This window comes from Rhodococcus sp. MPR-R1B, from assembly GCF_058793255.1.
In genome coordinates this window covers 125670-141202 of the sequence record NZ_JBXAFO010000014.1, presented here as the reverse complement: position 1 = coordinate 141202, position 15533 = coordinate 125670, and the positions used below count along the sequence as shown (strand labels likewise).

The following is a 15533-nucleotide window of genomic DNA, read 5'->3' as shown; positions in this document are numbered from 1 at the left end:
GGGCAAAAGGGAGTTTCCTTAAAACGGACAAAATAAGCGGTACGGTGTGTAACACTCACGGGTGATGAACACGAATAGACTGGTCCTCTGCGTCGCGGCAGCGGGCCTACTCCTCAGCGGCTGCAGCAGCCAATCCGACAGCGACGCAGCGGAATCCACTACTGCTGCCACCAGCACCACAGTGGCGGCAACGTCGAGTTCGACTGCCCCCAGTACGCTTTCCGAGCTGCCGACCAGCCCGCTCGCCGCAACAACTCCGGAAGCCGCGCCGAGCGTCGTCGAATCGACGCCCCCGCCGGTCTCGCTGCCGGTAGCGCCAGCGGCCAATGCGCCGATCGACGCCCGGTCACCGGAAGAGATCGTCGCGAACGCCGGCGAGAAGGGGCAGCGGTACATCGCCGCCCTGCGTCTGGCCGGGATCCCGCCCGCCGGAATGGATTCCGCGGAGATCCTCTACGCCGACGGCACCTGCAAGGCTCTTGCCGACGGCATGCCTCGGTCCGAGGTGCTGGCGGAGTTCAACTCCGTCGGCGAGGTGTACTCACAGATCACGCCGATGTCCTCGCAGCGTATCGCCGAGATCTACGTCGACACGGCGGAGCAGACGTACTGCTGATCAGGCCTTGCCGGCCAACCAGCCGTGCAGCCAAGATGTAGCCGAATTGCCCGCGCCGTCAACGACGTAACGCGTGTAGTCGGTGTGGACCTGCGAGCCGTAGAAGTCGACCAGTTGATCGATGCGCCGCGAGTTCGCGCCCGGATCGAGCTGGGCCATCAAAGCGGGGAGACCGCCTGCGGTGATCAGATCATTGACGATCACGGCGGCCTCGTCGCGCAGCGCGAGCGCACTGGCCGGAGTGGGATCGGACGCCTGAGCCATGAATCCGGCCAGACGCATCACGAAATCGTCCTTCGGCGTCGAGCAGTACAGGTCACCGACCGCGCAGAGCGTCACCGTTTTGCCTGACAGCCAACCGAATCCACCGATGCGAGGGCCGCTGGCACCGTTACCGCCGACAGCGGGGCCGATCAGGACGTCGGACTCGGAACGACGGGGATCTGACAGCAAGCCGACGCCCTCGACGCGAGTCGGGGGGACCACGCCGATGCCGGTTCCGATCTCGGCGGCGAGATCGCCTGCCGCGTCGGCGCCCTGGCTGTATCCGACGATGGCGAAGCGAGTGTCACCGCACGAGGCGGCCATGGCGCCGATCATGCCGCGGGCATTGTCGACAGCCTGCTGCTTCGACTTGGCGTAGACGTTGGACTCCCACGGGAAGGCCGTCGCCGAGTAGGTGACGTAATCGGTGCGAACGGAGCCCGGAAGCCCGTTGGTCACCGGGGCGAGCATGCCGGCGCCGGGCCTGGTGCCCGAGGGCTCCCAGGTTCCCGGGATGGCCACGACGTACAGGCTGGGGCAGGGATCAGCCGACGCCACGGGAGCACTGACAACCGGTACCACTACTGCCGCAGCAAGTGCCGACAACACCGCAACGAGACGCCTCGCACGCATGAAACTCCCCTGTTTTACCTTCAGCAACCCATACACCACTATCGGTGCTCCGGAATCATACTGTCTGGGCGTTGTGTCTGTCCGATGCACGATTGATGAAGGTTTGTTACAGATCGTGCGAATTGCTTGCAGAAACAAAGCCGCACCCCACCGAATGCGGTGGGGTGCGGCTTTGTGAGAGCCTCTAGCGCTGCGGAGCCGCTGTCGGGTGGATCGGTGACGGAAGGGCCGTGACACCCTCGAGGTAGGTGTCCACAGCGGCTGCTGCGGAACGTCCCTCGGCGATGGCCCAGACGATCAGGGACTGGCCGCGGCCCATGTCGCCGGCCACGAACACGCCGTCGACGTTGGTGTTCCACTTCGACGTGCGGGCGACGTTGCCACGCTCGTTCAAGTCGACACCGAGATCGGTGAGCAGACCCGGCTTCTCGGGACCGACGAAGCCCATGGCCAGGAGCACGAGATCGGCTTCGAGCTCGAAGTCCGAGCCCTCGACCCTCTCGAAGCGACCCGACTTCATCTCGACCTCGTGAGCCTTGAGACCGGTGACCTTGCCGTTTTCACCGACGAAGTTCTCGGTGTTGACGGAGAACAGACGCTCGCCGCCCTCCTCGTGAGCCGAAGCCACGCGGAACATGAGCGGGTACGTCGGCCACGGAGTCTGCTCGGCGCGAGTCTCCGGCGGACGCGGCATGATCTCGAACTGGTGGACGCTGGCCGCACCCTGACGGTGCGAGGTGCCGAGGCAGTCCGCTCCGGTGTCGCCGCCGCCGATGATGACAACCTTCTTGCCCTCAGCGGTGATGGTGGGAGCGTCGAGGTCACCCAACTGCACGCGGTTGGCGATCGGCAGGAACTCCATCGCCTGGTGGATGCCGTCCAGTTCGCGGCCCGGGATCGGAAGATCGCGAGCTGCGGTGGCGCCGCCGGCCAGAACCACTGCGTCGAACTGCTCACGCAGCTCGTCCGCGGTGATGTCCACGCCGACATTGACGTTGGTCTTGAAGACGGTGCCTTCGGCTTCCATCTGCTCGAGACGGCGGTCGATGTGCCGCTTCTCCATCTTGAACTCGGGGATGCCGTAGCGCAGCAGGCCGCCGATGCGGTCTGCCCGCTCGAAGACCGTCACTGCGTGACCGGCGCGGGTCAGCTGCTGCGCTGCAGCCAGACCGGCCGGACCACTGCCGACAACCGCAACCTTCTTGTTGGTGGCGTGCGCGGCGCGAACCGGCTTGACCCACCCTTCGTCGAAGGCCTTGTCGATGATCTCGACCTCGACCTGCTTGATGGTGACCGGATCCTGGTTGATGCCCAGGACACAGGACGCCTCACAGGGTGCGGGGCACAGTCGACCGGTGAACTCCGGGAAGTTGTTGGTCGCGTGCAGACGCTCGATGGCGTCGTGCCAGTGGTCCTTGTAGACCAGGTCGTTCCACTCGGGAATCAAGTTTCCGAGAGGGCAACCGTTGTGGCAGAAAGGAATTCCGCAGTCCATGCAACGGCTGGCCTGGGTCTTGAGGGTTTCCTTCGGGAACTCCTCGTAGACCTCTTTCCAGTCGAGCAGGCGCAACGGCACCGGCCGGCGAACCGGAAGTTCGCGCGACGTGTGCTTCAGGAAGCCGCTTGGATCACCCACGAGCTGCCTCCATAACTGCCTCGTCCACGTTCTTGCCATCCTTCTCTGCGGCCGCGATGGCCAAAAGAACCTTCTTGTAGTCGCGGGGCATCACCTTTGCGAAGTGACCCACCTGCTGCGACCAGTCAGCGAGGATGCGCGTGGCAACCTCGGAGCCGGTTTCGTCGCGATGACGTTCGATGGCGCCCTTCAACCAGGTGAAGTCGTCGCCCGAAAGATCCTCGAGGTCCACCAGTTCGGTGTTGAGGTTCTTCTCGAATGCCTTGTCGGGGTTGTAGATGTACGCGACGCCACCGGACATGCCGGCGCCGAAGTTACGTCCGGTGGCTCCGAGGATGACCACCTTTCCACCCGTCATGTACTCGCAACCATGATCGCCCACACCCTCGACGACGGCAGTGGCGCCGGAGTTACGGACTGCGAAGCGTTCGCCGACGACACCGCGAAGCAGAGCCTCGCCGCTGGTGGCGCCGAACAGGATGACGTTGCCACCGATGATGTTGTCTTCGGCGACAAAGCCTTCCGCTGCATCGAGCGGCGGGCGTACGACGATGCGTCCACCCGAGAGGCCTTTGCCGACGAAGTCGTTGGCGTCGCCGTGCAGGCGCAAGGTCATACCGCTGGGCACGAAAGCACCGAAGCTGTTACCGGCGGAACCGGTGAACGTGATGTCGATGGTGCCGTCGGGCAAGCCCTCTCCACCGAACGCCTTGGTGACCTCGTGGCCGAGCATGGTGCCGACCGTGCGGTTGACGTTGGTGATCGCGGACTCGAAAGAGACCGCCTCACCCTTGTCGAGTGCGTTGCGGGCCGAAACGATCAACTGCTGATCGAGCGCCTTGTCGAGACCGTGATCCTGCGTGCCGGTGCAGTGGACGTCCTGGTCCATGAACGCGGACTCGACCTGGGTCAGGATCGGCGACAGATCGAGATTGCCTGCCTTGCTTCCCTTCCAGTGATCGAGAGCGCGCGTGGTGTCCAGCATGTCGACCTGGCCGACGGCTTCGAGCAGCGTGCGGAAGCCGAGTTCCGCGAGAAGCTCGCGAACCTCTTCGGCGATGAACATGAAGAAGTTCTCGACGAATTCCGGCTTGCCGCTGAAACGCTGACGCAGCAACGGGTTCTGCGTCGCGACACCGACGGGGCAGGTGTCGAGGTGGCAGACGCGCATCATGATGCAGCCCGAGACCACCAGCGGTGCGGTGGCGAAACCGAACTCCTCGCCGCCGAGCAGGGCAGCGACGACGACGTCGCGACCCGTCTTGAGCTGGCCGTCGACCTGCACGACGATGCGGTCACGGAGACCGTTGAGCAGCAACGTCTGCTGGGTCTCGGCGAGGCCGAGTTCCCAGGGTGCGCCCGCATGCTTGACGGAGGTCAGCGGGGTGGCACCGGTGCCACCGTCGTGACCGGAGATCAGAACGACGTCGGCATGTGCCTTGGAGACACCGGCCGCGACCGTTCCGACGCCGACCTCGGAGACCAGCTTCACGTGGATGCGGGCCTGCGGGTTGGCGTTCTTCAGGTCGTGGATCAGCTGAGCGAGATCCTCGATCGAGTAGATGTCGTGGTGCGGCGGCGGCGAAATCAGCCCGACGCCAGGCGTGGAGTGCCGAACCTCGGCCACCCACGGGTACACCTTGTGCGCCGGAAGCTGGCCGCCCTCACCGGGCTTGGCTCCTTGCGCCATCTTGATCTGGATGTCGGTGCAGTTGCTCAGGTAGTGCGAGGTGACACCGAAGCGGCCCGACGCGACCTGCTTGATGGCACTGCGACGCAGATCGCCGTTCTCGTCCGGCGTGAAGCGCGACGGATGTTCGCCGCCCTCACCGGAATTGGAGCGGGCGCCCAGACGGTTCATCGCGATGGCGAGAGTCTCGTGAGCCTCGGCGGAGATGGAGCCGTAGCTCATCGCACCCGTCGAGAAACGCTTGACGATCTCGCTGGCCGGCTCGACCTCGTCGATCGAGATCGACGGCCGCTTGCCGATGTTGAAGTCGAACAGACCACGCAGAGCGGCAAGGCGCTCCGACTGGTCGTTGACCATGGTCGTGTACTCCTTGAACACCTCGTACTGACCTGTGCGAGTTGCGTGCTGGAGCTTGAAGACCGTGTCCGGGTTGAACAGGTGGTACTCGCCTTCACGACGCCACTGGTACTCGCCGCCGACCTCGAGCTCGCGGTGAGCGCGCTCTTCGGGACGATCGAGGTACGCGATGCGGTGACGTGCTTCGACGTCGGCTGCGATCTGGTCGAGGCCGATGCCACCGAGCTGCGACTGCAGACCGGTGAAGTACTCGTCCGTCAACTCCTGCGAGAGGCCGATGACCTGGAACAGCTGAGCACCGGTGTACGACGCGAGCGTCGAGATGCCCATCTTGGACATCACCTTCAGGACACCCTTGCCGGCTGCCTTGATGTAGTTCGCGATGCCCTTCTCGAGGGTCAGACCCTCGAGCTCGCCGTTCTGCAGGAACTCGTCGATGGTCTCGAAAGCCATGTACGGGTTGACCGCTGCGGCACCGAAGCCGATGAGGAGCGCCATGTGGTGCACCTCGCGGGCGTCGCCGGCCTCGACGATGAGGCCGACCTTGGTGCGCGACTTCTCACGAACCAGGTGGTGGTGCACAGCCGAGGTGAGGAGCAGCGACGGGATCGGTGCGTAGTCCTCGGTGGACTCACGGTCCGAGAGCACGACGATGCGTGCGCCACCCTCGATTGCCTGCGAGACCTGGTACTTGATGCCCTCGAGCGCACGACGGATGCCGTCGCCGCCTTCCTTGACGGGGTACAGGCCACGGATCACGACGCTGCGGAAGCCCGGGAATTCGCCGTCGTCGTTGACGTGAACGAGCTTCGACAGGTCGTCGTTGTGCAGGATCGGCTGCGGGAGCGCAATCTGCTTGCAGGAGTCCGCATTCGGGTGCAGCAGGTCACCCTCGGGGCCGATGGTCGCGCCGAGGCTGGTGACAACCTCTTCACGGATCGCGTCGAGAGGCGGGTTGGTGACCTGAGCGAAGAGCTGCGAGAAGTAGTCGAACAGCATCCGGGGACGTGACGAGAGCACGGCGATCGGAGTGTCGGTACCCATCGAGCCCAGTGCCTCGGCACCGGAGAGAGCCATCGGCTTGACCAGCAGGTTGACCTCTTCGTTGGTGAAACCGAAGAGCTGCTGACGCAGCACGACGCGCTCGTGCGACATGTACGTGTACGGACGGTCCGGCAGGTCGTCCATGTGGATCAGACCTTCGTCGATCCACTGCTGGTACGGGTGCTCGGCAGCGAGTTCGTTCTTCAGTTCCTCGTCGCTGATGACCCGGCCCTGCGCGGTGTCCACGAGGAACATGCGGCCGGGCTGGAGGCGGACCTTGCGGACCACGGTGGACGGATCGATCGGCAGAACGCCGACCTCCGACGCCATGACGACGAGGCCGTCTTCGGTGATCCACAGACGCGACGGACGCAGACCGTTGCGGTCCAGCACGGCGCCGATGACGGTGCCGTCGGTGAAGCACACCGACGCCGGTCCGTCCCAGGGCTCCATGAGAGCCGAGTGGTACTCGTAGAACGCCCGACGAGCGGGGTCCATGCTCTCGTGCTTCTCCCAGGCTTCCGGGATCATCATGAGAACTGCGTGCGGCAGGCTGCGGCCAGCCAGGTGCAGCATCTCGAGCACCTCGTCGAAACGAGCGGTGTCACTGGCACCCTGGGTGCAGATCGGGAAGATCTTGTCCAGGTTCTCGCGGCCACCGAAGACGTCGCTGTCGATGAGGGACTCGCGAGCGCGCATCCAGTTCTCGTTGCCCGTGACGGTGTTGATCTCACCGTTGTGAGCGACCCGGCGGAACGGGTGCGCCAGCGGCCACGACGGGAACGTGTTGGTGGAGAAGCGCGAGTGGACCAGGCCCAGTGCGCTCTCGACACGATCGTCCTGCAGGTCGAGGTAGAAACCCTTGAGCTGCGGGGTGGTGAGCATGCCCTTGTAGACGAACGTCTGGCCGGACAGGCTGGGGAAGTACACGGTCTCGCTACCCGGGCCACCCTTGCCGGCGCCTTCGGAGCCGAGTTCGTGCTCGGTGCGCTTACGCACCACGTATGCACGACGCTCGAGATCCATGCCGGTGTACTTGTCACCCTCGGAGCCGATGAAGATCTGACGGAACGTCGGCATCGCGTCGCGCGCCAGTGCGCCCAGCGAGGAGTCGTCGGTTCCGACCTCGCGCCAGCCGAGAACCTTCAGGCCCTCTTCGACGACGATCTTCTCGACTGCAGCAGCAGCCTCGTGTGCATCGGCATCGCCCTGCGGGAGGAATGCGATACCGGTTGCGTACGCGCCTTCGGCGGGCAGCGCGAAGTCCACGACAGCTCGGAAGAACTTGTCGGGAACCTGCAGCAGAATGCCCGCACCGTCACCCGTGTTGGGTTCTGATCCGGCAGCGCCGCGATGCTCGAGGTTGACCAGAGCGGTGATCGCCTTTTCGACGATGTCCCTGCTGCGGCGACCATGCATGTCGACAACAAATGCGACTCCACAGGAGTCGTGCTCATTGGACGGGTGATAGAGGCCCTGGGGGCCTGGAAGTTGCTTCATACCCAGCCTTCGTATGCCATAAAGATGCACCGACGACCAGCAGCGCTGATGGCCATCAACTTGCAATGCAAGTCCTTCAAAGCACCGACACGACGATGTGTTCGGTACCACCGAAGTAGCCGCCCTGCGCAGACGCGATGGTGTGCGTTCTGGCACCCGGCGACGTGAGTCTTCGGTCAGTTGAAACTTTTGTGAGTCAACCGTGTAACGAAAACGATAATTCAGAACCCCGGCACGGGCGCAACTAAGGTAGCCCTATAATTGCTCTGAACTGCGGCGATGCAGGGAGCCAGAAGGCCCCTCGACAGATTCCGGAGCTGCGTCTGTGCAGAGAAGTTCCGATTCACAGGATACCGAATCCGCAGGAAACAGGCGCGATGGGCGATAAATGCAACAACTGGCCGCAGCGATAAGAATCAGCTGCGGCCAGTGCGCCTCGAACTGTAACAAAAGTTGATCGATCAACCAAGGTCTAGGCCTGAATTGTTTGCTCGCAGAATGCCATCGCTGTAATTTCCGTAGGCTCACCCTTGAGAAGACGGGTGGCGAAGAGCAAATGACAACAGCAGCAGTGGTGGGCAGTGGCCCCAACGGCCTCGCGGCGGCGATCGAACTCGCCCGCGCCGGAATCGACGTCCATGTCATCGAAGGTGCGGACCAGATCGGCGGCGGTACCCGCAGCAGCGAATACATAGTCGACGGACTCGTCCACGACGATTGCTCCGCCTTCCATCCCACAGCTTTGGCTTCTCCATACTTCAAGGCCCTCGACCGCGAATTCGGGCTCGCCAAGCACGGCCTGACGTGGCTGTGGCCCGAGATCGATCTGGTCCATCCACTCGACGACGGCACCGCCGGGGTTCTCTGGCGCGACATCAACCGGACCGCTGAAGGGCTGGGTGCCGACGGTAAGCGCTGGCTCGACGTCTTCGGATACCTATCCGAGAACTTCGACGAGTTGGTGCAGGACGTCTTCCAGCCGATCGTCCACGTCCCGAAGCACCCGCTGATGCTCGCGCGTTTCGGGACGGGCGCTCTGCTTCCCGCGACGGGTTTCGCGCGGATGTTCAAGACCCCACAAGCGCGGGCGCTGTTCGGCGGCGTCGCGGCGCACATGTTCGGGACGCTCACCCTTCCTCTGTCCAGCGCTGTCGGCTCGATGCTCACTGCTGGAGCCCATGCTCACGGTTGGCCTGTGGCACAAGGTGGTTCGGGGTCAATTGCTGCGGCGCTCGCCTCGATTCTGCGCAGCCTCGGTGGCACCATCGAAACCCGGAACTGGGTCACCAACTACTCCCAGATCGCCGGTTACGACATCGTGATGCTCGACATCGCACCAGACGCTGCCGGTCGTCTGCTCGACGGCCGGCAGCCCGACCGCATTGCACGGGCCTACCGCAAATTCCGCTACGGCACCGCCGCCTACAAGGTCGACTACGCCGTGCGCGGTGATTCCGACGGGAGCGTCGTGCCGTGGACGAATCCGCATGCCCGCAAGGCTGGCACCCTGCATCTGTCCGGGACGATTTCGCAAACTGCTGCTGTCGAACGCCAGACCGTGCGGGGTCAGATGCCGGACAAGCCCTTCATTCTGTTGGGCCAGCAATTCTTGGCCGACCCTTCCCGTTCCGTCGGAGACATCCATCCCGTGTGGGCGTATGCGCATGTGCCGCATGGCTATCCGGGCGACGCGACCGATGTGGTCACGCGTCAGATCGAGCGCTTTGCGCCGGGGTTTCGGGACCGGATCGTGGGCGTCCACGTGCGCAATGTGCCGCAGATGCAGGCGTACAACCCCAACTACGTGGGCGGCGACATCTCCGCGGGGGCGAACACGGCGCGGCAGATCATCGCGCGCCCCCGGTTCGGGCTCAACCCCTATGCCACCGGGGCCCCGGGCGTGTACCTCTGCTCGTCCGCAACTCCCCCTGGCGGCGGCGTCCACGGGATGGGTGGGTTCAATGCTGCGCGGGCGGCGCTTCAATCCACGCTGATCCCATAATCAGTTGCGACACCCCTCAAACCAGATGCGTAGCCTTGCCCCACTGCTCGAAACTTCCATACCCCGGCGCGTCGATACAACTCCCCGACGAGCAACGCAGTTTCAGTCGTAAGTCCGTCGATCGGAAAGTTGATCACCGTCCGACCAGTGTCAAGATCGACCACGGTCGCATGGAGGCCATGAAGACTCGAGAACTGCCCATGATCGACCGATCCGACAATCACTATCTTCTCGGTATAACTCTCCGCTCGGGGTAGATCAATCCGGATGGAATCACGACCGGCATTGCCGTTCTCCACCTGGCGGCACTCGTAGCTAACAGCGCCGGTGGGATGTACCGACTGGTTGTAGAAGACAAAATCAGCATCCGATTGCACTCTCTCGTTCGCGCCGAGAAGTAGGGCCGACGTGTCCACATTGGCTTCGACAGGATTGCCGTGCCACGCAAGCGAGACACGAATCTGCATCGTCCCGACTGGAGTGTTCGAACCTTTGGTCAACGTCAAGACGTTTGGAACAATGGATGTCTCGCCTGAGTACAGGAACCTCCCTCGGTCGAGGACGCGCTCCGTCGCAGCCTGTACGTCCGCCAATGACGGAGGCGAACACAGCGGTTTGATCAAGATGATGTGTTCGTATTCGACACCGATCAGGCAATCACCCAGATCAATACCACGCAAGCTCTCCGGAATCTGCCCGTTCTCCGACGGTCCGAGCACGAGAAAGATGGAGTGTTTATCTCTCCACGGCGCAAAATACACATTCGAAATACCCGCCGGGGATGGCACGTCCTTCTTGTAGTTGTCACCGTCGACAGAATCCCACCCGTTCTCCGACAACTCACGCTTGAAAGCCCACGAAAGCTCGAACGGTCCGTGGTCGTGAGGTCTGAGATGTTGAAGACCTGGAAGATGCCAAATACGACGGTGAACCGATCGGGCGAAGATTTCAGCAAAGGTGCTGGGCACCAGCGTTTTCTGTGCCAACGCCGTGAACCAAGGTGCCCCCAGAGCGTCAAGGGGATTAACGAATTCGCGGAGCACCCGACCAGAATCGGCATCCGGCAGAACCGTAACGATGATCGCGGAACTGTCTGCACTCTCGATCCCGAACCACAACACGTTCTCGATGCTCGGGAAGGACCCGAGCCATCCACCATCTGTCGCCGAACTGCGGAAAGCGGGAATAACTCCGGCAACGGCTGTGAAGCAACTGGCCAGATCTGACGAACCGTAGACGACAAGGCTCAGACCTACGTTTGACATAAGCCCGAACGCCATCTGTATCGGGTCATTCTCGCCGAGGCCCGGGTCACTCAACCCAGCCGTATCGCTCGAGTCCGGAGACATAATCGGTAGGCCGTCAGGAGTGGCATTCCCGGATTTCGAAAAGCGCCCTTCTCGTGCCATCGCCTCGAAAGTCTCGGCCATTTGCGGTCCGACCAGGATACCACCGATATGTTCCGACACCGCAACACCTTTGGCGGCGCAATGAGTAAAGTAGTTCCAGATCTCGTCACGTTCGGGCCCGGGACGAGACATGATCGCCCTGATCGCTTCCGCACTTTCCGGAAGATGCTTTACGGCGAGCGATTCCACAATGTTGACAATGGCCTGGACAACCTTGTCGATATCGATGTCATTGGAACTTCCCGCATAGCTGTCGGCCAATGCCTGTGCCACGTCTGACAATCCCGGTCGCAGGCTTTGATGGGTCGCCCAGTTCGGAACGGCCGCTATTCGTTCCGTAGCCCAATCGATGGTCGGCGCCTTCGTTCGAGAGAACAGTCCCATGATGTACAGCCCTTCTGATCCTGCTACAACCGAGCCTCGGACTCTCCTTCGAGTGCTGCGAGTTTCCTCAACAACGTCCATCGTTTCGTTACAACGCGGTCACAGGAAGATACGATCCCCGAACGAGTTGTCCACTTCGACATCCAGATTGACACCTCAGTGCCGCCGTCAGCAGTGGGCGAAAGGCTGATTGATACCACAGGGTTCTCCGAGTTCCACGAACTGAGCCCGAACCCTCGCGATTGGAAGTTCATCAAACCCTCGCCCTGGACGTTCTTCCATCCAACCCCACTGAAGTGGTTTTCGATTATCTGTTGAACTGTAGGGGGGTCAGCGGAATGCACAACGTCTATTTGCTGTTTGGCGTAGGCACCGAGAACGAAGCTCAAGATCACGAGACCCACGATGAACACGAGGAGAAACCAGAAGACCGCTGCCCCACCTATTGCAATTGTCCCGAAAAATCCTGCTACCAAAACGATCACAATCAGCAGAAAGATCTGCATCGAACTTCCTCTCACCTAATGCGCGACGGCCCTGGCAGGCTACTTCCAGTACCCACCGTGCTCATTGCACGTGGAGCCGGTGTTGTTGCACTTGCTGCACGTGAGCTTTCCAAACATGCCGCTCGCTCGTCCTCCATTGCACGACGAGCAGTCATGAACTGGTCGCTGGCACTTCCTACAATTCGCCATGTCGAGTTCCTTTCCTTTGAAGTGGCGTTCACAACCATGCATGACTCGGACGTCTCGCTCATATAGTCCGTTTGAACGACAGGCCGCAAAACAACCCTCCGAGATGCTCCGGGGGTTCGGTCTTCTCGGTGCACGGCGACAACACATCTCGCCACACGAGAGGAATATGTCCATGTATTCGACCAGGCCATCAGCAACTTCACCCGGCTCCGAACATGCTCTGGCTACCTTCCGGCACGCCGTCGAGAACGTGCCCGCCTATACGAAATTCTTGTCGGCACAAGATTTCGATCCCGAGTCGGTGCGTTCGGTCGAAGACTTTGCCAATGTTCCGGCAACAACAAAAGGGAACTACGTCGCAGCTTACGACCTGAACGAACTCATGCGTCGTGGAGACGTCACCGGAGCACGAATCTGGTCGTCAAGCTCCGGATCGTCGGGTCAGCCGACGTATTGGGCTCGCTCCGATGTGTCTCTGACCCACAGTGTTCAGCTTCACGCACGCATCATGCGGCAATTCGGTGCGGACAAGCGATCGACGCTGCTCGTCGTGTGCTTCGCGATGGGTAATTGGATCGGAGGAACTTATACGTTGCGCGCGGCCGAGGAACTGAACCAGAGAGGGTTCCCACTGTCCGTTGTCGCTCCGGGTGTGGATGTCGAGACTGTTCGCCAAAACGTCGCCACTCTGGGCAAACACTATGAGCAGGTTGTCATTGCCGGTTATCCACCGTTTGTGCGCGATGTTCTGGACGGCGCAGATGCGGCGGTCTTGGGCCAGGATCTGAAGCTGCTGCTCGCCGGCGAGAGCATCGGGGAATCATGGCGAGACGGAATTCTGGATCTGATCGGAAAGTGGGGGCGGACAGAGGACGTGTGCCTTGTCTACGGGACGGCCGACGCGGGGATGATGGGGCACGAAACGCCGACGTCGATTTCCTTGCGCCGTCTCGCCCTCGAACACCGCGATGTCGACGAGGCTCTGTTCGGTGGTGCCGCCGCGTCATCGACTCTCGTCGAGTACGACCCCGCCTTTCGCTACACGGAAATCGATGCCGACGGTCGTCTGCTGTTCACAGTCGACAATTCGATTCCATTGGTCCGATACAGGATCAACGATGTGGGCCGGATCTTGAGTCCACACACCCTCGGCGTGAAACTGTCCGAACTCGGGCACCGCATGGATCTTCGAACATCCTCCGACGAAGCAGGTTTCATTGTTCTCCAACGTCGCGCCGATGTAGCGGTGTCGTTCTACGCAGTCAATATCTATCCCGAACCGGTTCGTGTAGCCCTATCTCACCCACAGTTAGGCGACACGATCACGGGAAAGTTCATTCTCGCTCGACGATCCGGCATCGACCTTCGCGATGTGCTCGAGCTGAGGGTCGAGTTGCGCCACGACACGGCTGCACAAGAGCGAGCTACGACAGAGAACGAGCAACTGATTTGCCGAAAGGTGGTCGAAGCTCTCTCATCGTCCAGCAGCGAATACCGCGAACTACTGCAAATTCTCGGAGAACGGGCATTGCCCCGTGTGAGTTTTCATCTATTTGGCAGCACTGACTTTCAATACGAGATCAAACAGACCCAGGTGGAAAAGGTGAGCGCATAATGATCGAAATACTGCATCCAACAGAAGATTCCGCACGTATCAGGACACTGATGGCTGCGGATTCGGGCCTCCGGTTCGTCGATGCGTGGAGTACTGCACGCTCCGAACTTTCCGCCATCGATTCATTCGGCGACGCGGACCGACGCGACTGGGACGATGACCGCGTCGTCGAGTGCGCGAGTCGCTACATCCTGTACCCATGGCGATCAACGCTGGTCCGGTTGCCTGACGCAGAAAACTTCTACCGACTTCGCACCGCTCGAAACCGCTACTTGCTCGACGACGACGAGCAACACACATGGGGCGGGGCACTTATCGGGGTTGCCGGACTCAGCGTTGGATCCTCGGTCGTCTCCGTGTGTTCCTTGACGGGCGCGCGTCGTTTTCGCATCGCAGATCCTGACACATTGGGGCCAAGCAATCTCAATCGCCTAGCTGCGTCCGTCTGCGACTTGGGCGAGCCGAAGGTGACTCTTTCGCAAAGACGTCTACTCGAAGTCGATCCCTATACCCAGGTAGATTCCGTCCCTGACGGGTATTCCGAATCCGCTTCGGACAAGTTTTTGGGCGGTGAAGATACCGAGCGTCTATCGGTATTGGTGGAAGAGATGGACGACCTGGCGATGAAGATCGCCATTCGCAAGCAGGCGCGGGAAAAGCGCATACCCGTCATCATGGCGACTGACAACGGCGACAACGTCATTCTCGACGTCGAACGCTTCGATCTCGATGCTGACTATCCTCTGTTCCACGGTAAGGCCGGCGAACTGGCCGGATTGAATGACCAAGAACTCAACGACCCCGCGAACCGCGCTCGGATCGCCAATGCGATCGTCGGATGCCACGTCACCCCGCGAACTCGTTTCTCGCTCACCGAAGTCGGACGGACTTTGCCCTCCTGGCCGCAACTCGGTACTGCCGCCACAGCGGCCGGATCCGTAGCAGGGCTGGCCGCGCGCCTGCTGGTGTGCGGTGCGGACCTACCCTCACGTCGATACCGCGTCGATCTTGACAAGATTCTACTCGGCGATGCTGCCAACTCGACTAGTCGCTGGAACGAACTCGACGAATACTCGTTCACATCCCTCATGGAGAATCGCTGATCACGGGAATCGACATCTGGGCGGACCATATAGAAGCAGTCCACTGATGAAACTCGCCACGGGATCGAGTTCTGCCCTCGACCGAGCCAACACCCCATATCGTCAATTTTTGAGAGTATCCGCTATCTCGGGAGTTCATTCGCAGCCACCACGTGGAGTGACCCCGCGACGGTTCTCCATTCTCATTGAATCTCGAATGCTGGCTTGGCCACCATGCCCCCCCGATCGAAAGGACGCGCATTGAGCACTCCCATCTCCCATACAAATGATCCGGGTTTGAGCTCACGCGAGAAAGAGGTACTACTCGCCTGGATTCAGTGCGCTTCCAAGTCGGTCGTCTCACGACGATTGTTCATCGCGCCGGGAACAGTCAACACTCACCTGACTCGGATTCGTTGTAAATACGATGAAGTCGGCAGAACGGCATCTACAAAGAGTGCGTTACTGGTACGCGCATTGCAGGACGGGTTGATCGCGATCGACGAACTCTGACGATTCGCAGGGGTCTCGCGTCGGTCCATCAGTGGATACACACCACGATCGTCGAGACCTAGGGTTGAGCGCGCAGCGTACAACCCTAGGTCT

The 15533-nt window shown here is 61.4% G+C and carries 10 protein-coding genes; 5 read left to right on the top strand and 5 right to left on the bottom strand.

The features are described 5' to 3' along the window. The first annotated feature begins 64 nt into the window (after positions 1-64). On the top strand, positions 65-616 hold the full coding sequence (locus AC1Q61_RS20135; protein ID WP_042920675.1) for a DUF732 domain-containing protein: 552 nt from the start codon (positions 65-67) through the stop codon (positions 614-616). Here the strand turns inward: AC1Q61_RS20135 and AC1Q61_RS20130 are convergent, their stop codons facing one another. The 3 genes from AC1Q61_RS20130 to gltB form a co-directional block, all read right to left on the bottom strand. Continuing rightward, positions 617-1513: a cutinase family protein gene (locus AC1Q61_RS20130; protein ID WP_007735797.1), complete on the bottom strand. Its 897-nt coding sequence runs from the start codon at positions 1511-1513 to the stop codon at positions 617-619. Positions 1514-1697: 184 nt separating this feature from the next. Next, the gene (locus tag AC1Q61_RS20125; protein WP_215515550.1) at positions 1698-3149 is read right to left on the bottom strand and encodes a glutamate synthase subunit beta; all 1452 of its coding nucleotides are present in this window, start codon (positions 3147-3149) and stop codon (positions 1698-1700) included. After that, complete coding sequence (gltB, locus tag AC1Q61_RS20120; RefSeq protein ID WP_215515549.1) at positions 3142-7740, bottom strand: glutamate synthase large subunit; 4599 nt, start codon at positions 7738-7740, stop codon at positions 3142-3144. Before gltB ends, AC1Q61_RS20125 begins: the two co-directional genes overlap by 8 nt. Before the next feature lie 556 nt (positions 7741-8296). On the opposite strand from gltB, the gene AC1Q61_RS20115 reads away from it, so the two are divergent. Continuing rightward, positions 8297-9742 (top strand): phytoene desaturase family protein, encoded by a 1446-nt coding sequence (locus AC1Q61_RS20115; RefSeq protein WP_042920677.1) that lies wholly within the window; start codon positions 8297-8299, stop codon positions 9740-9742. Here AC1Q61_RS20115 and AC1Q61_RS20110 read toward each other — a convergent pair. Both AC1Q61_RS20110 and AC1Q61_RS20105 read right to left on the bottom strand, forming a co-directional pair. Beyond that, positions 9721-11424 (bottom strand): TerD family protein, encoded by a 1704-nt coding sequence (locus tag AC1Q61_RS20110; RefSeq protein WP_215515548.1) that lies wholly within the window; start codon positions 11422-11424, stop codon positions 9721-9723. The genes AC1Q61_RS20115 and AC1Q61_RS20110 overlap by 22 nt on opposite strands. A gap of 134 nt (positions 11425-11558) precedes the next feature. Next, complete coding sequence (locus tag AC1Q61_RS20105) at positions 11559-12041, bottom strand: hypothetical protein (RefSeq protein ID WP_051649508.1); 483 nt, start codon at positions 12039-12041, stop codon at positions 11559-11561. 361 nt (positions 12042-12402) lie between these two features. Here AC1Q61_RS20105 and AC1Q61_RS20100 point away from each other — a divergent pair, with 361 nt between their 5' ends. From AC1Q61_RS20100 to AC1Q61_RS20090, 3 genes are all read left to right on the top strand, one after another. Beyond that, complete coding sequence (locus AC1Q61_RS20100; protein WP_215515547.1) at positions 12403-13845, top strand: phenylacetate--CoA ligase family protein; 1443 nt, start codon at positions 12403-12405, stop codon at positions 13843-13845. A gap of 50 nt (positions 13846-13895) precedes the next feature. Further along, positions 13896-14948 (top strand): ThiF family adenylyltransferase, encoded by a 1053-nt coding sequence (locus AC1Q61_RS20095; RefSeq protein WP_308251802.1) that lies wholly within the window; start codon positions 13896-13898, stop codon positions 14946-14948. Positions 14949-15161: 213 nt separating this feature from the next. Next, positions 15162-15440 (top strand): LuxR C-terminal-related transcriptional regulator, encoded by a 279-nt coding sequence (locus tag AC1Q61_RS20090; RefSeq protein WP_051649509.1) that lies wholly within the window; start codon positions 15162-15164, stop codon positions 15438-15440. The last annotated feature ends 93 nt before the right edge of the window (positions 15441-15533 follow it).